The organism is Bacillus massiliigorillae (assembly GCF_000380245.2).
Lineage (GTDB): Bacteria > Bacillota > Bacilli > Bacillales > DSM-1321 > Bacillus_AD > Bacillus_AD massiliigorillae.
Map to the genome: position 1 here is coordinate 33643 of NZ_HG428745.1, position 21657 is coordinate 55299.

The 21657-nt window shown below is 34.2% G+C and carries 18 protein-coding genes; 5 read left to right on the forward strand and 13 right to left on the reverse strand.

Features of this window, described 5'->3' with window-relative positions:
- Nucleotides 1-20 precede the first annotated feature (20 nt).
- The gene (locus TX86_RS21655; protein ID WP_042352117.1) at nucleotides 21-710 is read right to left on the reverse strand and encodes a response regulator transcription factor; all 690 of its coding nucleotides are present in this window, start codon (nucleotides 708-710) and stop codon (nucleotides 21-23) included.
- A complete protein-coding gene (locus TX86_RS21660; RefSeq protein WP_230203705.1) occupies nucleotides 707-1966 on the reverse strand; it encodes a HAMP domain-containing sensor histidine kinase in 1260 nt (419 codons plus the stop codon). Before TX86_RS21660 ends, TX86_RS21655 begins: the two co-directional genes overlap by 4 nt.
- Before the next feature lie 337 nt (nucleotides 1967-2303).
- Here TX86_RS21660 and TX86_RS25955 point away from each other — a divergent pair, with 337 nt between their 5' ends.
- Together TX86_RS25955 and TX86_RS21670 are read left to right on the forward strand one after the other, a co-directional pair.
- Nucleotides 2304-2594: a hypothetical protein gene (locus tag TX86_RS25955; RefSeq protein ID WP_052343826.1), complete on the forward strand. Its 291-nt coding sequence runs from the start codon at nucleotides 2304-2306 to the stop codon at nucleotides 2592-2594.
- Between the two features lie 190 nt (nucleotides 2595-2784).
- Nucleotides 2785-3921, forward strand: coding sequence for a conserved virulence factor C family protein (locus tag TX86_RS21670; RefSeq protein WP_042352118.1), 1137 nt, complete (start codon nucleotides 2785-2787; stop codon nucleotides 3919-3921).
- Nucleotides 3922-3987: 66 nt separating this feature from the next.
- On the opposite strand, the gene TX86_RS21675 is transcribed toward TX86_RS21670, so the two are convergent.
- The 6 genes from TX86_RS21675 to TX86_RS21700 all read right to left on the reverse strand — a co-directional run bounded on the left by TX86_RS21675 (nucleotide 3988) and on the right by TX86_RS21700 (nucleotide 13259).
- Nucleotides 3988-4320: a DUF1904 family protein gene (locus TX86_RS21675; protein WP_042352121.1), complete on the reverse strand. Its 333-nt coding sequence runs from the start codon at nucleotides 4318-4320 to the stop codon at nucleotides 3988-3990.
- A gap of 377 nt (nucleotides 4321-4697) precedes the next feature.
- A complete protein-coding gene (locus TX86_RS21680; protein WP_042352442.1) occupies nucleotides 4698-6116 on the reverse strand; it encodes an NAD-dependent succinate-semialdehyde dehydrogenase in 1419 nt (472 codons plus the stop codon).
- A 155-nt stretch (nucleotides 6117-6271) separates the two neighbouring features.
- Nucleotides 6272-7645: a putrescine aminotransferase gene (locus tag TX86_RS21685; RefSeq protein ID WP_042352123.1), complete on the reverse strand. Its 1374-nt coding sequence runs from the start codon at nucleotides 7643-7645 to the stop codon at nucleotides 6272-6274.
- Nucleotides 7646-7695: 50 nt separating this feature from the next.
- The gene (locus TX86_RS21690) at nucleotides 7696-9162 is read right to left on the reverse strand and encodes an aldehyde dehydrogenase family protein (protein WP_230203706.1); all 1467 of its coding nucleotides are present in this window, start codon (nucleotides 9160-9162) and stop codon (nucleotides 7696-7698) included.
- A 417-nt stretch (nucleotides 9163-9579) separates the two neighbouring features.
- Nucleotides 9580-11703, reverse strand: coding sequence for a sigma 54-interacting transcriptional regulator (locus TX86_RS21695; RefSeq protein WP_042352124.1), 2124 nt, complete (start codon nucleotides 11701-11703; stop codon nucleotides 9580-9582).
- Nucleotides 11704-11912: 209 nt separating this feature from the next.
- Nucleotides 11913-13259 (reverse strand): APC family permease, encoded by a 1347-nt coding sequence (locus TX86_RS21700; RefSeq protein ID WP_042352126.1) that lies wholly within the window; start codon nucleotides 13257-13259, stop codon nucleotides 11913-11915.
- Between the two features lie 508 nt (nucleotides 13260-13767).
- On the opposite strand from TX86_RS21700, the gene TX86_RS21705 reads away from it, so the two are divergent.
- Nucleotides 13768-14865, forward strand: coding sequence for an AI-2E family transporter (locus tag TX86_RS21705; protein WP_042352128.1), 1098 nt, complete (start codon nucleotides 13768-13770; stop codon nucleotides 14863-14865).
- A gap of 205 nt (nucleotides 14866-15070) precedes the next feature.
- A complete protein-coding gene (locus TX86_RS21710; protein ID WP_042352130.1) occupies nucleotides 15071-15571 on the forward strand; it encodes a GNAT family N-acetyltransferase in 501 nt (166 codons plus the stop codon).
- Nucleotides 15572-15650: 79 nt separating this feature from the next.
- On the opposite strand, the gene lepB is transcribed toward TX86_RS21710, so the two are convergent.
- Nucleotides 15651-16205 carry a signal peptidase I gene (lepB, locus tag TX86_RS21715; protein WP_042352131.1) on the reverse strand — a complete coding sequence of 185 codons (555 nt, stop codon included), beginning with the start codon at nucleotides 16203-16205 and terminating at the stop codon, nucleotides 15651-15653.
- 461 nt (nucleotides 16206-16666) lie between these two features.
- On the opposite strand from lepB, the gene TX86_RS21720 reads away from it, so the two are divergent.
- A complete protein-coding gene (locus TX86_RS21720; protein WP_042352132.1) occupies nucleotides 16667-18511 on the forward strand; it encodes an acyltransferase family protein in 1845 nt (614 codons plus the stop codon).
- A gap of 334 nt (nucleotides 18512-18845) precedes the next feature.
- Here the strand turns inward: TX86_RS21720 and TX86_RS21725 are convergent, their stop codons facing one another.
- The 4 genes from TX86_RS21725 to yyaC form a co-directional block, all read right to left on the reverse strand.
- Nucleotides 18846-19121: a late competence development ComFB family protein gene (locus TX86_RS21725; protein ID WP_042352134.1), complete on the reverse strand. Its 276-nt coding sequence runs from the start codon at nucleotides 19119-19121 to the stop codon at nucleotides 18846-18848.
- 185 nt (nucleotides 19122-19306) lie between these two features.
- Nucleotides 19307-19819 (reverse strand): methyl-accepting chemotaxis protein, encoded by a 513-nt coding sequence (locus tag TX86_RS21730; protein ID WP_195892939.1) that lies wholly within the window; start codon nucleotides 19817-19819, stop codon nucleotides 19307-19309.
- A 19-nt stretch (nucleotides 19820-19838) separates the two neighbouring features.
- Entirely contained in the window at nucleotides 19839-21005 is a 1167-nt protein-coding gene (locus TX86_RS21735) for a methyl-accepting chemotaxis protein (RefSeq protein WP_042352138.1), read from the reverse strand.
- A gap of 42 nt (nucleotides 21006-21047) precedes the next feature.
- Nucleotides 21048-21638, reverse strand: coding sequence for a spore protease YyaC (yyaC, locus tag TX86_RS21740; protein WP_052343828.1), 591 nt, complete (start codon nucleotides 21636-21638; stop codon nucleotides 21048-21050).
- Nucleotides 21639-21657 lie beyond the last annotated feature (19 nt).

Below are 21657 nucleotides of genomic sequence, written 5' to 3' on the forward strand. Positions count from 1 at the left end.
GTTCAAGAAAGGGGCATCCATTATAGGATAGCCCCTTTCTTTGCATTCCATTTATAACCTACTCCCCATACAGTTGAAAGATACTCATCTATAGGAAAATTCACTTGTCTAAGCTTCTCGCGAATATTCCTCACATGAGAGTCAATCGTTCGATCTTCCGTGTAGGCTTCATACCCCCAAACCACTTCCAATAAATGCGATCGTGAAAATACTTTATTAGGATTTTTCACTAATAACGCAAATAAGGAAAACTCCTTTGGGGTAAGCTGAATCGGTTGATTTTCATAAGATAATTCATGAGCATCTTCATCTAATAAAAGACCTCTAAACAAAATACGATTGTCTTCATTATTTTTTAGGCGCCTACTCACCGCTGTCATTCTTGCCAATAACTCACCTTCATCAAATGGCTTCGTAACATAATCATCTGCACCTATTTCTAATCCTTTCACTATATCCGTTTTTTCATTCCTAGCCGTTACCATAATAATAGGTACATCCGAAAACTTCCTGATTTCTTTACATGTGCTCCATCCATCTAATTCAGGCATCATGACATCTAATAAAACAATATCCACATGATTTTCTTTTATATAAGAAATCGCGTCTAAACCTGAATTTTTCTTTATACATGAATAATAAGGAGACAAATATATCGTTAATAAATCAAGCATTCGAGGTTCATCATCAACAAGTAAAAGTGTTTTCATTCTTTCATCTCCTTCATCCTAATAGTAAATGTTGTTCCTTCACTTAAACGACTTGTTACTTCAATTATTCCATCTTGCGCTTCTATAAGCTCTTTCACAATAGAAAGTCCTAAACCCGTTCCACCAGAATCTCGTGATCTGGATTTTTCGACCCGATAAAAGCGTTCAAATATATAAGGTAAATCTTCTTCAGGAATTCCATTACCTTGATCGCAAATCTTAATAACAATACTGTCTCGCATTCTATTCATAGATATATTCGTAACTGTATTTGGTCCAGAATATTTAATAGCATTATCTAATAAATTAAAAATTACTTGTTCAAATCTCATAGGATCTATATATACTGAAACTTGTTCATTACAGTTAATTTGTAAATCCATTCCCTTTTCCTTAAAAGCTGGCAGTACTTTATCGTAAATAGTATGCAAATACGAACAGAGCTCTACCTCCGTTCGGTTGATAACAAATGTATTTTTATCAATCTTCGCTAAATCAAATAAATCCTTTATCATATCTGATAATTTCTCTGACTCTTCATAAATAATTTCTAAATATTTTTCTCGTTCTTTACTATCAATATTGGGGCGTTTAGCCACATCTGCATAGCCTTTTACATAGGTTAATGGTGTTCGTAATTCATGAGAAATACTAGCTAGGAATTCCTTGCGTTCTTCCTTTACATGTTGTAAATCTTTCGCTAATATTTTTATCGAACGTGAAAGCTCTCCTAATTCATCATTCCCCATTTCTGGAAGATGTACAGAAAAATCGCCTTTACTTAATTTCTCTGTTGCTTTCTTCATGCGAATTAATGGATTTGTTAATGCTTGTGATAAAAATAATATGGTTAAAACAAGTAAAGTAACCGTTATAAGAGCAGCCGCAATAAAGTGATTGTTTAACTCATTAATAAGAACTTGTACTTGATCGGTACTTCGAAACATATAAAGGTAGCCTTGTGTCCTCTTATTCACATAATAAGGAGTTACGGTCGAAATGAATTTCTCACTTTTCCATCTTTTCTCTAAAATAGCACCATTACGAGGAACGCTTTCCGGCTTCATATTAATGATTTTTAATTCTTCTGGGTCTAATTTTGCAGAGGCGATAATAACATTATGATTTTCATCTGTTATCGCAACTTCTGTATCAGCTTCTGATTCCATTAACGCAATATGATGTAATGTATCTTTATTATAATAATTCTCAAGCACATCTCGATGACCATTTCCACGTGCTTGCAATTCTGTCATTTCCTCATCAATTCTGGAGCTAACTATGCTCGAATGTAAGAAAAAAACAAAACACTTCAATAAAAAGCATGACTATTAAAAACCATAAACCAAATTTCAATGCTATTTTATTTATATTAATCACCACTTTACCGATTTCTACTATTATCATACAGAGTAAATATCAATATTTCATGCAGATTTGTGCATATGTTGCAGAAATCTCTCTTCTTATTATTCCAAAAGGATATATCCACCTAAAATATTTTTCTAAAAAAATATTTTTGCACATTCTGCATAATTTCTCGATAATTATTTTCTATACTACAAATACCAAAACTAAAGGAGTTGCTTATATATGTTTAAGAAGCTAGCTATTGGAATTGTAGGAGTAGGATTACTTGTTGGTGCAGGAACTGCAGTATTTGCAGATAAAGATACAACAGAAAATTATAATGATATAGAATCATATCAAAATGAAAACAACAATCAAAATAATTCATATACGGGTAGCAATTACGAGGACATGAAGCCTCATATGAAGCGAATGCATCCAGAAATGTCTGATGAAGCAATTAATCAAATGTATAATGACTGTCATGGTTCGTCAAAAAACAGACATATGAACTATAATAATCAAACATATTAAAATATATAATTGAGGCTGTTCGAAAGGCGATTTTTCATCACTTATCGGACAGCCTCAACTTATGTTGCGAGTATCAACGTTTATTTTCCCTTTCACAATGTATGATGTTTGCTTTCTAGTTTTATCAATGGTTAAGATAAGATTACATATGATTTCTATGAATCATTCTTTCTAAAGGGAGTGAACTTTTATGAAAATAAAATCAATCGAACCAACACCAAGCCCAAATACAATGAAAATTAATTTAACAGAAGAATTGCCAGCAGGACAAAGTAATAACTATAAAAAAGATCAAGCTGAACAAGCTCCATCACTAATACAGGACATCTTAAATATTGAAGGTATTAAAGGTGTGTATCATGTTGCGGATTTTCTAGCCCTTGAACGAAATGCTAAATATGATTGGAAAGACCTTTTAGTAAAAGTACGCCAAGTCTTTGGTGAAGAGACATCTTCACAGCAACAAGAAAACACCATGCTTGAGCATTTTGGTGAGGTTTCCGTATTCATTCAACAATTCAAGGGTATCCCAATGCAAGTAAAGCTAAATGATGGAACGACTGAAAAGCGCTTCGGTTTGCCTTCACAGTTCATCAATGCCATAGCTGATTCACAAAAGCCCGATGATAATGTTGTGATTCTGCGTAAATGGGTGGATTATGGCGTACGTTATGGCGATTTAGATACGATAGGAACGGAAGTAAGTGAGGAAATCATCGCTGCTTATCCCGAAGAACGATTAAAACATCTTGTTCAAGAAGCTCAATCCTACACAAAAATTAAGCAAAGCCATGCTAAAAGAGAGAAAATAAAATTAACAGTGGAAATGCTTGAAAATGATAGTTGGGAAAAACGCTATCAAGCACTTGAACAAATGGAAGACCCAACAATAGATGATCTTCCTTTGTTAATGAAAGCACTTGAAGATACTAAAGTTTCCATTCGCAGATTAGCTGTTGTATATTTAGGCATGATTGAAGACAAACAAGTATTAAATGGCCTATACAAAGCATTAAAAGATACAAATCCTTCTGTTAGAAGAACTGCTGGTGATTGCTTATCTGATTTAGGATTTGCTGAAGCAATGAAAAATATGGCTGAAGTGCTTTTTGACAAAAGCAAAATTGTAAGATGGCGTGCAGCGATGTTCTTGTATGAATTAGGGGATGAAAGTGTTCTACCTGCCTTAAAAAAGGCAGAGAATGACCCTGAATTTGAAGTAGCTATGCAAGTAAAAATGGCGATTGACCGCATCGAAAACGGCGAAGAAGCAAAAGGCTCCGTTTGGAAACAAATGACGGAAGCAAGACAAGATAAATCTTTATAAGAAAATCCACTAACACTGGAACAAAATGAAATCCCCGGTAAACTCGCACCGGGGATTTCTGAGTGCTTATTCTGCACAGCTTTCACCATTTATGTAATATGCATCCTCTTCATACGTAAGAAAGGCTACTTCAATTTCCTCCAAGCCTAATGACAACACTTGCTTTGTAATTGCTTGTGCAAACTGGTCACGAATTTCTTGGCCGCGTTCAAACCATTTAACCTCAATGAATGGATACATAGCAATTTCGTCTCCATTACAAATATATGTAGCTTGTGGAATTTCAAGTGTGAAATTATCTGTTCCACAAGAGCAAATTTCCGCTAATTCCTCAACTAATGGTTGGCTAATTTGTTTAACTTGATCTACAGATATTCCTCGAATCATAATTTGAGGCATATAATTCCCTCCTACTTGTTTTAAATACTCGCTTGTTCTAAACAACGAAAAGCTAAATGATATTCTAACATATAAAGCAATAAATCTGTCTACTATTCCTATATATTATGCTTCATTTTAATTTTTCATCCTTTTCATCACCTTGAGCTTATCTCCTAAAGGATTTCCTAAAATTAACAAAAATAAAAAAGCAGCTGAATTAGAAGCAACACTTCCTTATAATCAATAATCATACAAATAAACCTCTAGCTATCCTCCCCGATATATCTGGGGAAGAATTAGCTAGAGGTTTTTATTATAAGGTGAACTTCTATATTGCAAGGGGCTAAGAAATAGCTTTTCACATTAAGAAAAGGCAGTAATTCTTACTTATTTAATTAATTCAATCCAATCGAAACATACTTCACTTCTAAAAATTCTTCAATACCATAATGTCCGCCTTCTCTACCTAAACCACTTTCTTTGTATCCACCAAACGGCGCTTGAGCAACAGATGGTAGTGCATCATTTACACCAACAATACCGTATTCAAGCTCTTCTGAAAGTTTAAAGGCTTGGCTTAGATTTTCCGTGAATACATAAGCAGCTAAACCAAAGTTAGAATTGTTTGCACGTTCAATTGCTTCTTCTGCTGTTTTAAAAGTAGCTACTGGTGCAAGTGGTCCGAAAATTTCATCCGTCATACATAGCATATCCTCTGTAATATTTGAAAGAATCGTCGGTGCATAGAAGTAACCATTGTCTGCCGAAGGTGCATGTCCACTATAAACAACTTTACCACCTTTAGCTACAGCATCTTGAACAAATGATTCTACTTTATCTAAAGCAGCTTGATCAATTAGAGGTCCGATATCAATGCCCTCTTCAAGACCATTACCTACCTTTAATTGCTCTAATTCTTGCTTAAAGTAGCCAATAAATTCTTCCGCTACACTTTCTTGCACGTAAATACGATTCGTACAAATACATGTTTGACCTGCATTACGGAATTTCGATAGTATTACTTCTGCAGCTGCTTTTTGTAAATTAGCATCTTCCATAACGATGAAAGGAGCATTACCACCAAGCTCTAGTGACATTTTCTTAACCGTGTCAGCTGCGCCTCTCATTAATGTTTTACCTACTTCTGTTGAACCAGTAAATGTTAGCTTCGTTACGCGTGAATCACTTAACCAAACATCACCGATTTCTGAAGAACGTCCAGTTACTACATTGATAACTCCTTTTGGAATACCTGCATCATGAGCTAGTTCAACCATTTTCAACGCTGTTAGCGGTGTTTGTGATGCTGGCTTTACAACAACAGTACATCCCGCAGCAAGAGCAGGGCCCACTTTACGTGTAATCATAGCAGCTGGAAAGTTCCAAGGTGTAATAGCCGCAACTACACCTACTGGTTCTTTTCTAACAAGAATTCGTTTATTTGGGCTAGACGCAGGAATCGTTTCTCCATATACACGCTTTCCTTCTTCTGCATACCAAGAAATAAAGCTATTAGCATAGTTCATTTCCCCAATTGCTTCTTTCAATGGTTTTCCTTGTTCCATCGTCATGATTTTAGCAATCTCTTCTTTATTTTCTTCAATTAGAATATGCCATTTCATTAACAATTTAGATCGTTCTTCTGCAGTTGTTTTAGACCATGTTTTAAATGCTTGATGAGCAGCATCTACAGCTAATTTTGCTTCTGCAGCTCCTCCAATTGGCACAGCGCCCACAATAGCATTTGTTGCTGGATTTGTTACTTCTGTAAAAACACTATAGTCATTACCTACCCATTCACCATTAATGTACATTGGGTAAATTTCATATTTTTCTTGAACTGAACTCATTCGACTACCACCTCTTTTTTCGCTATGTATGCTGATTCAAAGCCTAGTATCTTATTACTAATAAAAGATGCCATGATTCTATTATCTTTAATAGAATCATGGCTAGATATATTGAGTTATTAAGCTTCTACTTGTGCAAGAACTTGTTTAAAGATGCTAACTACTTGATCAACTTCTTCATAACTAATTTTTAATGAAGGCTCAATACGGATTGTTTTTGAATTAATTAGTGTACCTGCAACAAGAACACCGTTATCAAACATACCTTTAGATACTTCATAGCCAATTTCATCTTTGTGGAATTCGATACCAATCATTAGACCTTGACCACGAATTTCTAATACTTTATCTTCAAAACCAACTGAAGCTTTTCTTAATTCATTTAAGAAATATTCGCCAACTTCTGCTGATCTTTCAGGTAATTTTTCTTCTAATAATACTGAGATTGTTGCTAGTGCCGCTGCACAACCAAGTGGATTTCCACCGAAAGTTGTTGTATGCATGAAAGGATTTTCAAACCAGCTAGAGAATACTTTCTCATTAGCAACTACCGCACCGATTGGCATTACGCCACCACCAAATGCTTTTGCAAGACAGATAATATCAGGTACAACATCAAATAATTCTGCTGCGAACATTTTACCAGTACGGCCCATTCCTGTTTGAACTTCATCAAGAATTAATAGAGCACCATACTCATCACAAAGAGCACGAACTTCTTTTAAGTAACCTGCTGGAGGAATAATGATTCCACCTTCTCCTTGGATTGGCTCAAGGATAACTCCTGCAACATCTTCACCAACTAATGCGCATGCTTCGAATGTTTTTCTCATCATATCGATATCACCATATGCTACATGACGGAAACCAGGAATTAACGGAAGGAATGGCTTACGGAACATACCTTTAGCTGTTCCAGAAAGAGATCCCAAGCTTTTTCCGTGGAATGCTTTAGTAGTTGAGATAAAAGTTGTACGATCGCTGTACATTTTAGCTAGTTTCAAAGCTGCCTCAACACTTTCAGTACCACTATTTGTGAAGAATGCATATTTCAAGTCTCCTGGTGTAATTTCAGCAAGAACTTTTGCTAACATCGCACGAAGAGGATCTAATAAATCTTGTGTGTGTAAAGCTTGACGATTTAATTGGTCTTGAACAGCTTTCACAACTTTTGGATGACGGTGTCCAACATTGTAAATACCAAATCCACCTAGACAGTCGATATATTCTTTACCTTGTAAATCTTTAATACAAGATCCACTATCAGACCATTCAACTGCAGCGAATTGTCCTCCACTAGTTACTGTTTTACGGTATTCTAAGAAACCTGGATTTACATTTTCTCTAAATCCATTAACTGTTTCTTTTGTAATCCATTCTGCTTCTTCAGCTGTAACCGTTTCTTTTTCAATTAAGCCTAAAACCTTATTTAAATAATCTTGAACGTTCTCATTGTTTTTTAATTGCTTTTCTGTTTGTAAATCGATACCCATTTGTCCCACTCCTAGTCGTTTTTTCATTTTATATTATTTAGAGAAATAACTTATTGTAAGTTAATATTAATTTGTTTTACTTCTTGGAATTCATCTAAACCGAATGTTCCTAAGTTACGGCCTACACCTGATTGCTTATAACCGCCCCAAGGTGCTTCATTGAAAGTTGGACCGAACGTATTAATCCAAGTGATACCTGCTTTCATTTTACGGATGACACGCATTGCTCTTGCACCGTCAGTTGTAAATACACCAGCTGCAAGACCGTATACTGTACCGTTAGCTAAAGCGATTGCTTCTTCTTCTGTGCTGAACTTTTGAATCACAACAACTGGTCCGAAGATTTCTTCTTGTACGATACGCATATCTGGCGTTACATTTGTGAATACAGTTGGCTCAACGAAATAACCGTTTTCTAAACCATCCGTTTTAATACGGTTTCCACCATATGCTAAAGTTGCGCCTTCTTCTTTACCAATTTCGATATAACCAAGTACTTTTTCCAAATGCTGCTGACTTACTAAAGGACCCATTTCCACGCCTTCAACATTTCCTGGACCTACTTTAATTTTCTTCGCACCTTCTACGAATGCTTCTACATATTGATCATAGATTGTGTCTTGTACAAGAATACGTGAACCCGCTGAACATACTTGACCTGTACCGTAGAAAATACCGCCTAAACCATATTCCACAACTGTATCTAAGTCTGTATCTTCAAAAATAATGTTTGGTGATTTTCCACCTAACTCTAGAGACACTTTCTTAATTGTGTCTGCAGCTGTTTTCATAATGTGCTTTCCTGTTTTTGTTCCACCAGTGAAAGAAATTAAATCAACATCTGCATGCTCTACAATGGCATTTCCAACTTCTGCACCTGTTCCAGTTACCATGTTGACAACACCTGCAGGTACACCTACTTCTTCAATGATTTCAATTAATTTTTGTGGTGTTACAGGAGTTACTTCTGATGGCTTGAATACGATTGTATTACCAGCTGCTAATGCAGGCGCGATTTTCCATACACTCATTAATAATGGGAAGTTCCAAGGAACGATTAATCCACATACACCAACTGGCTCGCGAACAACCATTGCTTGAATATCCGTAGATACATGATATGTTTGACCATCTGGCGCTTTAATTAAGCCTGCATAATAACGGAAGCAAGCAGCCGCATCGCTTACATCTGCGCTAGATTCTCCCGCAGCTTTACCATTATCCATTGTTTCTAATACTGCTAATTCTTCTGCATATTCTTCGATTTTGTCAGCGATTTTTAAAAGATACTCAGATCTTTCTTGTGCTGAAATATCTGACCATACGCCTGCATCGAATGCTTGGCGTGCTGCAGCAATTGCATCCTTCGCATCGGCAACAGTACCTTGTGGAAGCTGTGCAAATACTTCTCCATTTGCAGGATTGATAACCGGAATAGTTGGTCTACCTTCTGCCGCTTTCCACTCACCGTTAATATACATTTTTAAATCGATTGCTGTAGTTGTAGAATTACTCATATTATAAAATCCTCCTCAATATTTATTTGGATTTATCAACAGTCTGTTCTTCCGTTCTTCTAGAACTTCGAAGAATAACCTTGTATATAAATAGTTATAAAAACTACTTAAATCAAAGATTAGCTGTTTAGCTAAATGTTTACCGCTTTCATAATTCTATATTGCAAGTCTCGTGCCAAATTAAAAAAGCCTATAATTATAGGCTTTCTTTCTGTAAGTTTTTATTTTTTATTCCTTACTGAATAAAATTATTCACTTTTGCATAAAGCGAATCTTTAATCATATTCTTACCGATGCATAATTTCCCATCTACTCCTCTACGTGTTTTCACTGCCATGTTGAAGAAGAAGTCTTAGCACCCATTTGAATGGAATAAAACAAAAAAGACTGTTCATAAAAACAGTCTTTAAACGAATCTCAAATCTTTAATTGTTGCTCTGACACAATTTTTTGATACTTACGACTAACAGAGGACTGACTGATACCTAAAGCTTTGGCAGCCTTTGTAGTTGTCTTAAATTGCTTCATCGCTAACACTATTAGTTGTTCTTCTACTTGATCAAGAGCTTCTTGGAGAGGTACAACTCTAGTAATAACAGGCTTAGATTTATTAAAGTCATATCCTAATGAAAGGAATTGACTCACAAACTCAGCATCTATCGATTGATCTTCCGCTGATACCACTAATCTTTCGATAATATTTTGTAACTCTCGTACATTACCCGGCCAAGAATAAAACTCTAATACATTAACAGCATCGGGAGTTAAATGGAAGTTTTTATCGTATTTTTCATTAAGTTGCTGTAAAAAGTGGAAGGCAAGTACCGCGATATCTTCCGTTCTTTCTCTTAATGGCGGTACATAAAGAGGAATGACATTTAAACGATAATATAGATCTTCTCGGAACGTACCCTCTTCAACCATTTTTTCCAGACGCTTATTTGTCGCTGCGATTATTTGCACATTTACTTTAATTGGAACTGTACTACCAACCGGAATAACTTCCTGTTCTTGTAACACCCTTAGCAACTTCACTTGTAACTGTAATGGCATCTCACCAATTTCATCTAAAAACAAAATACCTTCATCTGCTTGTTTAAAGTATCCATCCTTGCCGTTCTTATCTGCACCTGTGAAAGAACCACTAGCATAGCCAAACAATTCGCTTTCTAATAAGTTCTCAGGAATAGCTCCACAATTTAATTTAAGAAACTTCTTGGAGGATCTTTTTCCAAGCTGGTGAATAGCTTGAGCGATTACTTCTTTCCCTACGCCAGATTCACCATTGATTAGGACTGTAGAAGAAAAGTCAGATACCTTTCTTGCTTGGTTAATTAATTTGTACATTTTATCACTGCGATAAACTAGCTTTTTAACAAAACGATCCTCGTTCTTAAAATCATCTAATTCTTTTTTATACTGTTCGGAAATCTTTTTCATTTCCATCAGTTCTGTTTTAAGACGAGTTGCTTCTGTGATATCTCTTGACGCAATGATAATTCGATCCAATTCGTTCTTCTCATTGAAAACTGGATTACCAACAGACAGAATTTTATTACCTGAATTTGTTTCTTGAACAATAGATACTTTTTTCTTCTTTTCCATTACTAATCTAGTAACAGATGGAGTAAAGATACCTTTTTCTTCTAATTCAATAATATTCTTCCCCACTAAATTCTTTAAATCCGTTTGCCAAAAACTTGCGATAATATTATCACTATATCTCATCAATTCGCCTTTATGATTAACTACAAGAATCTCATCATAAATACTTGAAAGAATGGCATTAAGATCTTTATTTAAATTATTAATATGTTCAATTTCCATAGCCATCTGCTCTACCATTGGTAAATCCTGAATTACAATTGCTATTCCTTTCACTTTCTTATCTGTATTAAAGATTGGACTATAATCTACAATAATTCCTATTTCACCTTTAACTTGAATTTCATTTAAAATGCTTTTTCCAGTAGTGAAAACCTTTTTAATATGTTCTGAAGAAAAAAACTCATCAGCACTATGTTGCAGAACTTTCTCCGACGTAGACCGAACCATCTTCAATCCAGAATCATTACAATTTATTATTTTATGCTCTTTATTAACAACAAAAATCCCCATAGGAATAGACTTTAAAATATTTCTCAATAAATCTACACTTTCATTTTCCTGTTTAAATAATTCCGCTATTAGCTCTTCCCTACGAATATAGCCTATCATTTGATTACTTTCTTTAATAATTGCTATAGGCTCCCCAATTATTTGAAACAATGTAGATAATGAAAGTGGCTGTTCTTGATTAAGCTGACCTAAACTTTCAATACTATTTGCATGTTCAAGGAGCATACTTCCATTTACATTCTTCAAGCTTTTTCGATCATATATCAAATTACCCACATGAACATAAGAAACTATTTCATTTGATTCCGTCAGAAAGATATAAGGTTCTTTCATAATCGTTAAATCAATATGATTAATACTTTCTAACCCCTCTTGATGAATGGAGATAATCGGCCTGATTTTTTCCTGAGCAATCGAAAACATATTACCATCCCCTTTAGCTACTAACTGTGAATACTCTATTCTATACACAATTTCAAAAAAATTCAAAATTAAGTGTATTTTTGTATACACTATATTAACGTAAAAAAGCGACTGTCTTATACAACAGCCGCTTTTTCTTCATAATAGTTATTTCCAATATTTAAAACGCTTTCATGCCTATCTAGCAAAAACACTTGAATAGTAATCTATTACATTTGAATTTCTTCCTCTTCATATTTTGGAGGAGCTACACGGAAAGCTTTGGTTAAATACATCAAATATAATATACCTACTGTCAGCCAAGAAACACCCATTATTAAGGAACTAGCTTCTACATTAGCCCATAACAGACCAATCATAACCGTTCCGCATAAAGGAAAGATTAAGTAATTGATGATTCCTTTTATAGATTTATATTGTTTTTTACGAATAATAAAATAATTAATTACAGATAGATTTACAAAAGTGAATGCCATTAAAGCACCGAAGTTAATCAATGAAGTCGCTGTTGTTAAGTTGAAGAAAATAGCTGAAAGTGAAATAATCCCTACAAGAATAGCGTTTAAAGCTGGTGTCTTCCATTTTGGATGAACATAAGCAAACCATTTCTTAGGAAAAACACGATCTCGTCCCATAACATATAATAAACGTGATACACTTGCGTGTGCAGCTAATCCAGAAGCGAATGTTGGTATAAACGTTAATACAAGAATTACAGATTGAAACATTTTCCCACCTATATATAAAGCAATTTCTGGAAGCGCTTCATCAGGGTGTTTAAATCTAGAAATGTCTGGAAAATATGATTGTATAAAATAGGAAGTTACAATAAAGATAACTCCTCCCCATAAAGCTGTTAAAAATATAGCTTTAGGAATAGTCTTCTTTGCATCCTGCGTTTCTTCCGATAAAGTAGTTACAGCATCGAATCCCAGGAAAGAGAAGCAAACTAATGAAGCACCTGTTATTAACGTTGACATATTAATTCCTTCATTGATAAGTGGCTGTATGGAAAAAACTTCTCCTGTTCCTTCACCGTTCATCAAACCTTTAATTACTAGAACGATAAAAACTAACATTATAGCAACTTGAATAAATACAAAGAATGCATTAAAGTTTGCGAGGATATTTACACTGGTTAAATTCAGAAAGGTAACAAGCCCTACGAAAACTACAACCCAAATCCAAGAGGGAACATTAGGAAATAGTGCGGTAAAATAAATTCTACATAATAATGCATTTACCATTGGAAGAAATAAATAATCTAATAAAGAAGCCCAACCTACAAGAAAGCCAAGGTGACCATTTATTGCTTTACGAGTATACGTATAAGCAGATCCTGCTTCTGGAAAGACTTTTACTAGCTTTCCATAACTTGCTGCTGTGAATAGAATTCCTACGAGTGCAATGATATAGGCAGTAGGAACATGTCCATCTGTTTCTCCCGAGATAATTCCGAACGTATCGAAAACGACCATCGGTGTCATATAAGCTAAACCCATCATAACAATTTGCCATAATTTAAGAGTTTTGTTTAATTGTACTTGATCTTGCATATCTAATCCCCCTCATTTAAAAAAATAACTATCAAATCCCCTAACACTTCTATATTTTTCAGAACATTCATAATTCATTTTGCAATTTTTGTGCCAAACTTGATTTTTCTTCAAAAATAGCGAAAAAACGGCAATAATCGGGAAATTAACTTCGACACTCATTTTTGAACAAACCTTATTCTATTCAAAACTGCATAATGTATGTCGTTTTTCATAACTTCACCAACTTTATGATTAGGGAAATATAAAGGGGTATTATTTCGAAATAAAAATCATTCAAATTCAACTATTAGCTCCTTCTTTTGTCTATAATGATTAATATGTCTAAAATTCAAGTGCTTTAGGAGAGGATTCGATCTATATAGAGGATTGTAAATCAAGGTCTTTCTACTCACTAACGTATAAAGTTACGAAAGAGAGTATAAGAAATACTTAAAAAATGAAACTTCACGTCAACTTCAGACGTAAATACAACAAGTATTCTGTATAAAATAGGGGTGAAAGGAAATTGTCAAAAGATAAATTTAAGAGTTGGACGATCCAAATTCTTATCATATTAACAATCGTTTTTTTATGTACTCAGCTGTCCTTTTTACTAAAGCCAGTTGGAGTTTTCTTTTCTACATTATTCATGCCGTTACTAATTTCAGGATTTCTATTCTTTATCTTTAATCCTGTAGTAAAGCTGTTTCAAAAAAAATTAAAACTCAACCGAAGTTTATCTATATTGCTTTTGTACGTGATTATTTTTGCAGCAATCGGGTTTAGCATTGCAAATATCGTACCGATTATCACAAAACAAATTACATCTTTTGTAAATGACTTACCTACATATGCTAAACAAATGGAAGTATTCATAGACAAAATGTCTCATTCAGCGGAATTAAAAAATTTCCTTGCTAATGACTATGTTCCATTAGAAACCCTTCAAGGTAAGCTAACTGATTTCTTAAATACTTTACCAAACAAAATTACGAATAGTGCTATTGGCTTTTTTGGATTTATTACTAGTGCGACAATCACAATAGTAACTGTACCAATTTTACTATTTTACATGTTTAAAGATGGACATAAACTACCTGGTGCTCTTTCTAAATTCATCCCGATTAACTATCGATCAGAAGGATTAGTAATCATTAAAGATGTAGGAAATACATTATCAGCATATATTAATGGTCAAGTAACAGTAGCATGTTTCGTTGGGTTTCTTTCACTCATTGGATATTGGATTGTTGATGTACCCTATGCATTATTGATGGCGTTAATAGTCGCTGTAACAAATATTATTCCTTATGTTGGACCAATTCTTGGAGGAGCACCGGCTGTAATCATTGCTCTATTTGATTCACCAGTTCAGGCTCTTCTGGTAGTCGTGGTTATTGTAATTGCTCAACAACTTGAAGGGAACTTATTATCACCGCTTATACTTGGAAAAAGCTTAGATATTCATCCAGCAACAGTTATTATTTTGCTCCTTGTAGCCGGAAATATCGCAGGTGTTCTTGGCATGGTATTAGCCGTTCCAACCTATGCTGTTTCGAAAACTATCGTTGTTAGTATTATAAAGTTCCTCAACGCTCGAAAACGATTCAAAGCGGAAACATAAAAAAGTAATTAGCAAAGTAGAAAGGCGTCCAAAAGTGACATTCAAACACTTTTGAGACGCCTTTTTATTTTCAACCCTCCATTTAAAGGTACCCAAAATGCACTTTCTCATCATATAATCGTTCACCTAAACTATCTAACAATTGATAAATATGAAGAAATTCGTTACTCTAATTAAAATTCACCTAAAAGGATGCGAAAAAGAGATGGTAACAGAGCTCACAGTTAGAGATGCTACATTAGAAGATTTACCTACTATTGTTGCAATATATAATTCAACCATTTCTTCACGAATGGTAACAGCAGATACTGAACCAGTGTCAGTACAAAGTAGGGAAAAATGGTTTCACGAACACTCACCTTCCCGTAGACCGCTTTGGATTGTTGAATATGAAGGAAAAGAATGCGGTTGGATTAGCTTTCAATCATTCTATGGAAGACCCGCTTACAACCGCACAGCTGAAATTAGTATATACATTCATGAAGATTTTCGAGGAAAAGGCTTAGGAAAAGCAATGCTACAAAAAGCCATCGATGCCTGCCCAGAATTGCAAATCAAAACAATACTTGGCTTTATCTTTGCCCATAACGAACCAAGTCTTCGCCTATTCAAACATTTTGGTTTTGCTCAATGGGCACATCTACCAAAAGTAGCAGAGCTAGATGGAGTGGAAAGAGACCTTATTATTTTAGGGAAAAGAATATAAGGGCTATTCGAAAAGTGATTGAACATAATCCATATAACAAAAAACGACTATGTCTCATAGTCGTTTTGCTCATTATTATTTACTTTGGAAATCCAATTTCATCAAAAGGAAAGAAACGAAGCTTCACTTCCCCAAGAACAGCCTCATCTTTAACGAATCCAAAATATCTACTATCATTACTATTCTGTCGATTATCACCTAGTACAAATAAAGAACCCTCTGGAACTTTTGTTTTTCCTGTTCTCTCACTTAACGTAAAATCATCAGTCAACTTTTTCCCTGGTTCAAGCTCGTCTTTTTTCTCTTGTAAATAAGGTTCTTTATATTCTTTCCCATTTATATATAGAACATCATTTTTCATTTCAATTGTATCACCTGGTAAACCTATTACTCTCTTAATAATATATTTACTGTCTACTAAATTGCTTTGAAATACAATCGTATCAAATCGCTTAATCTTACTAATTTTACTTACGATTACTTTATTTTTATCATGAAAAGTAGGCTCCATCGATTGACCAGAAACCGTAATTGGCGTAAATAAAAATTGGCGACATACAAACACTATTACGACAGCAAATATAATGGGTTTAATCCAAGAAAGTATTTCTTTTGCTACTGCGTTTTTCTCCACACCTTCACCTCTAATTCTTTCATTAACTTAATTTCTATTATACTACATAGATTTTTTCTTCTTCTAATTGTTTATCCTTTACTATCTTCTGTTTTCAAACTTATAATGATTAATGATTCTTAAATATTTTATAGAGTTCAACAACACTTTTAAAGAATAAAACCTTTTTTTCTTCTAATAAAAATGCAAGTTGCTTAGTTGAATTATATTATTACAAATAATTTTTTCCTATATCAAACTTTTTGTCAAACTCGTCCGTTTAATTAATAACTTGATTTTTAAATTTATAAAGAGTTTATCAAAATTTTGAACAGGATAAATATATTCTACAAGTTCAATTGCATTTAATTTATAACAATTAGATTGGAATGGATCAACTATGAAGAACAGAAAAACATATGTATGTTACCGGGATAATGGAAACAAACAACTAGAAGAAAAACTATACCGAGGCACTCAAAATGTCTAAAGGAAGAAATCGATATATCCCTGGTTTAGATGGACTTAGAGCATTAGCAGTTTTAGCCGTAATCGCTTATCATCTTAATTTCAACTGGGCTTCAGGAGGACTATTAGGCGTAACAATTTTCTTCGTCCTATCAGGTTATTTAATTACTAATTTACTTTTAATTGAGTGGGAGCAAACTCGCCGCATAGATTTAAAAAACTTTTGGATTCGTCGAGCAAGAAGATTACTTCCAGGTATGCTAACGATGGTGCTCATCATTACAGCATGGATTACATTATTCGACCAAGCATTCTTAGCAAAACTACAAGATGATTTTTGGGCAGCAATTTTATATGTTAGTAACTGGTGGTATATTTTCCATGATTTATCTTATTTTGAAAGCATGGGTGTTCCATCTGTACTAACACATTTTTGGTCTTTAGCAATTGAAGAGCAATTCTATATTATTTGGCCATTATTTATTTTTCTTGCTTTATCAATCAAGTTAAAAAGAAAGCCTCTACTTATCTTGATTATTTTGATGGCTACTATATCTGCATTAGCTATGGGATTCATGTATAAACCAGGCGTCGATCCAAGCCGAGTGTACTATGGTACAGATACAAGAGCTTTCTCATTACTAATTGGTGCAATTCTAGCATTTGTTTGGCCAAGTCATAAACTTTCTGCAAGAATTCCGAAGAAGCTACGACTTTCAATGGATTTGATTGGAATCGTCTCATTCATTAGTTTATTGATTATGATTTATTCTTCAAATCAATATAGTGGATTTTTATACCTTGGTGGTATGGTACTCGCTTCAATAATAACAGCAATATTAATTGCTAGTATCGTACATCCATCAAGTACCATTAATAAAGTGCTAGGCGTTAAACCGTTACGTTGGATTGGCGTTCGATCATATGGGATTTATTTATGGCATTATCCTATTATTCTACTAACTAATCCACTAGTTAATACAGAAAAGCCAAGCCTGTTGCACATAGCCTTTCAAATCGCATTAACTTTTGTTATTGCAGAATTATCGTATAAATACATTGAGAATCCAATTCGACGGGGTTGTATCAAACAATTTATTAAAAAAGTTAAATCAGGTAATTGGAAGCTAAAACAACTTTCAACTAGCCGTTGGGTTGCACTAGGATGTGGTTTAATTATTGTATTCATCTCAACCATTGGGCTTGCTGCAACACCTACTGATCAAGCATCGGAAGAAAAAGCAAATAGTACGCGTCCGTTAGAAATAGTAACTGACAACAATAAACAAGAACAAACTGATGCATCCGTGAAATATAATAAAGAAATAAAAGAACAACCAAAAGGAAACGCGAAAGAAGATTCAGAATTACAAAAAGTACCACAGCACGAAACTAATCAAGTAATCAATGTTATTGGAGATTCTGTAGTCCTTGATGTTGCACCATTTCTTCAAGAGAAATTCCAAAATATAAACATTGATGCCAAAGTTGGACGTCAAATGTCCAAAGCCGAAGAAGTTTATCATCAATTTGAACAAAACGGAAAAGCTGGTGACACAATCATTATCGGCCTTGGATCAAATGGAGCATTTTCATCTTCCCAATTACATTCTCTTTTAAGTGCAATTGGGACCGAGAAAAAGATCATTTTAATCAATACACGAGTACCTAGACCATGGGAATCAGTTGTTAATAATGCATTAAAAGAGGCAGCTACTAATAATCAAAATGTTACATTAGTCGATTGGTATTCACATAGTGCTGGTCATAATGAATACTTTGCTCCTGATGGAGTTCACCTAACAAAAACAGGCTCACAAGCTTATGCATCACTAATCGAGCAAACTATTAATAACTAAATGAGATTAACCAATAAGTCCAAATAAATGAATTTGGCTTATATGTATGGGAAGTTATTCATTACGATTATAAGAAAATATCGAGGGCACCATTTCCACCAGAAGCGCCAAATTTATACCTTTTTAGTCTACTAAATCAAACTGAGATTTAATTGAAAACGAATTAGAATGGTACAAAAAGCGTAAAAGGGCTGTACGACAAGTGATTTTCATCACTTGTCGTACAGCCTAAAATAAAATAGTGTCTAAATGAATTCAGACACAGTAATGTATACAATTATTCATTTGAATTGTTACCTACCGCTATCATTTAAGCCCCATTACTTCCTAAATCTTAATGCTTAGAATATTTCCCTACAGCATATATGGCTTTAATGATTCTTTTATTAATCCACTTTAAATTCTCCGGTGTGTTTAAAGCATCATATGCATGCTTTCGTGCTTCATCCGTTGCAACATAATGTGTTGGAAGATTGTTCAAACTAATTGCAATGATTTCATTACGGCATGATTCGCAATGACAAAAAGCTTGATACTCAGGCCCTGCCATAGCTATCGTCACAAGCGTTACTACAATCTCTTCCATAACATTTACATAGTCTTTTATCATCTCTCTCCCGCTTTCATTGTGAGTTGTTCGCTTACTCCTGCATAGTTTATAAGAAAAAATATCCACAAGTGTCAATTTGAATTTTTTTATTATTCTCTATAAAATTATATACAAAGTCCTATAAGAATTCGATAGTCATAGGGAATTTATTTCTCATAACCGAATTTTCACCATCAGACTAGGCATTATTTCCTCTTTCCTACTTTAAATTGCGACATCAAATCTTGAAGATTTCCCACAAGTTCTGTCAATGCCTGAGCAGAACGAGAAATTTCTTCCATCGCAGCAAGCTGTTCTTCCGTTGCTGCACTAGATTCCTGACTAGAATCCACTACCAATTCCGCTTTCTCTTGTACTAAACCTATGACCTTTAAAATAACTTTGGCAACTGCACTAATTTCATCAATTGCTATCGAAACAGTTTGTACTTTCCTCGTTACAACTTCTATACTACTTTCAATATTAGCAAACGCTACCGTTGTATCTTCTGTATACTCAATTCCTTTATTAATCATTCCATTCTCGATTTCCATTGCATGAACTGCTTTTTCTGTTTCTTTCTGAATGAGATCAATCATTCTAAAAATTTCGATTGAAGAGTTCTTCGTTTCCTCCGCCAACTTTCTCACTTCACCTGCTACAACTGTGAAACATCTTCCAGACTCTCCTGCTCTTGCTGCTTCGATAGCTGCATTCAAGGCCAATAAATTTGTTTGATCAGATACATTCGTAATAAATAGTTGTCACTTTACTAATTTCTTTAGAAAGCTCCCCAAGCTCCATAATCATCTTTGTTGTTCCATTTACAGAACGCCCTATCTTTTGCATTTGATCTACAATCGTTTTTAAGGATTTTGCTCCAATATTCGCTTGCAGAGCAGCATTTTTCGTAGCTAACAGCATATCATCGGTGCTTTGTGAAATATTCGATATTTCTGCATTCATTTCTTGAATCTGTCCATTCACATCATAAACAGATGCCAATTGTGTTTTTGCGCCATCTTCAGTGTCCTGTGCAATATTTGCTAATACTTTTGATGCTTCTGCACTTTGTTCAGCAGAGGCCATTAATTGTAAGGACTGAGAAGCCACATGTGAAGAAAAATCAACAACTTCACCAACCACTGAATGTAAATTACCAGTCATGTTGTTTAATGCCATTACCATGTCACCAAGCTCATCTTTATTTTTCACATTCATCTTTTCTATAGTTAAATCGCCATCTGCTACACTTTCAAGTGCACGAGATGCAATTTGCACTGGTTTAGAGATATTGCGAGAAATAAAGTATGCAATTGTAGCTGCAACAACTACAATGACAGACAATATCACAATAATTACATTCATGATAGAATGCGTCTCTTCTAATAGTGCCGTACTTTCTTTATTAATTAATTCATTCTGTTCTTTCACAATTAGTGTAGATTTTTCTACGATTAAATTATTAGCTTCATGAATTTTAGTTAACAGTGCATCTCTTTCTACCTTCTGATTCTTCGGCAACGCAATTAGCATTAGCTTATCATCAATATATGTCTTATTAATCTCAAGAATTTCATTAATTAAGTCAAGGTGTTTTTGTATTTTCAGTATATGTTTCAGTTCTTCCGCCTTCGCCTCAAACATTGCATTCATTTCTTTATGCTTAGTAAAATACTCAGGATCATCTAAGCTTAAGTAAGCTAATAATAAAGCGTGCTTTTCGTTCGCATAGTCAAGCAAATCGTTAACCTTATTAATTTTTTCTACTCGTTGATTTATCATATTATGATAATCATTGGCTATTTTGTTCATTTGATATAAACCAATCAGACCTGTTCCAAGAACAAGGAGAATAACGATAGAAAATCCTAAATATAACTTTTTCAATACAGTGATTTTCATAATAACCTCCATTTTACTAAGCTCACATCAATAAAAGTAGAATTACTTCGAATTTTTTCGAGCGAATGAATTTTGTCTTGCATACATCCAAATGCCATCTCTAATCACTTCTGCCATCATAAATACATCATGAAGTCTTGTGCTTTGAATAACTAAGTAATCCATAAAACCACTAATATTGACAATTCCTTTTATATGAGCATGTCCAACAGGGGTTAACTCCTTCTGTACACCTGCACCAGGCTTTATAGGACCCGCTTGTACAATAACTTTACCTACGTTCTTCTTTTGTCCTAAACAAGCATCTATAGCCAGAATGTAAGCATTCATATGGTTAGTTATTATCTCTTTGTATACATCATCTAAATTAATCGCGTGAATCGGTTCAAAAAGAGTTCCGTATACTTTGTATGGAAAATTAGTCACTTTATTTAATAAGGTTCCTACCAATGGACCTAAACTATCACCAGTAGCACGATCACTTCCTATACACATAATGACAATCTCTTTGTTTACAACTGGCATATTTAACTCTGTCAATTTCTCAGCAATACGTTGACTTGCCTTTTCATCACTTATATTTATATAATTCTTCAGATCATTGTACTTCTTTTCAAAAATATCATCCGTCACCTCATCTCACTTCCTCAAT

Coding starts and splice junctions, on each gene's coding strand:
- TX86_RS21655 (WP_042352117.1), bottom strand. CDS start 710: ATGAAAACACTTTTACTTGTTGATGATGAACCTCGAATGCTTGATTTA.
- TX86_RS21660 (WP_230203705.1), bottom strand. CDS start 1,966: ATGACAGAATTGCAAGCACGTGGAAATGGTCATCGAGATGTGCTTGAG.
- TX86_RS25955 (WP_052343826.1), top strand. CDS start 2,304: ATGTTTAAGAAGCTAGCTATTGGAATTGTAGGAGTAGGATTACTTGTT.
- TX86_RS21670 (WP_042352118.1), top strand. CDS start 2,785: ATGAAAATAAAATCAATCGAACCAACACCAAGCCCAAATACAATGAAA.
- TX86_RS21675 (WP_042352121.1), bottom strand. CDS start 4,320: ATGCCTCAAATTATGATTCGAGGAATATCTGTAGATCAAGTTAAACAA.
- TX86_RS21680 (WP_042352442.1), bottom strand. CDS start 6,116: ATGTACATTAATGGTGAATGGGTAGGTAATGACTATAGTGTTTTTACA.
- TX86_RS21685 (WP_042352123.1), bottom strand. CDS start 7,645: ATGGGTATCGATTTACAAACAGAAAAGCAATTAAAAAACAATGAGAAC.
- TX86_RS21690 (WP_230203706.1), bottom strand. CDS start 9,162: ATGAGTAATTCTACAACTACAGCAATCGATTTAAAAATGTATATTAAC.
- TX86_RS21695 (WP_042352124.1), bottom strand. CDS start 11,703: ATGTTTTCGATTGCTCAGGAAAAAATCAGGCCGATTATCTCCATTCAT.
- TX86_RS21700 (WP_042352126.1), bottom strand. CDS start 13,259: ATGCAAGATCAAGTACAATTAAACAAAACTCTTAAATTATGGCAAATT.
- TX86_RS21710 (WP_042352130.1), top strand. CDS start 15,071: ATGGTAACAGAGCTCACAGTTAGAGATGCTACATTAGAAGATTTACCT.
- TX86_RS21720 (WP_042352132.1), top strand. CDS start 16,667: ATGTCTAAAGGAAGAAATCGATATATCCCTGGTTTAGATGGACTTAGA.
- TX86_RS21725 (WP_042352134.1), bottom strand. CDS start 19,121: ATGATAAAAGACTATGTAAATGTTATGGAAGAGATTGTAGTAACGCTT.
- TX86_RS21735 (WP_042352138.1), bottom strand. CDS start 21,005: ATGAAAATCACTGTATTGAAAAAGTTATATTTAGGATTTTCTATCGTT.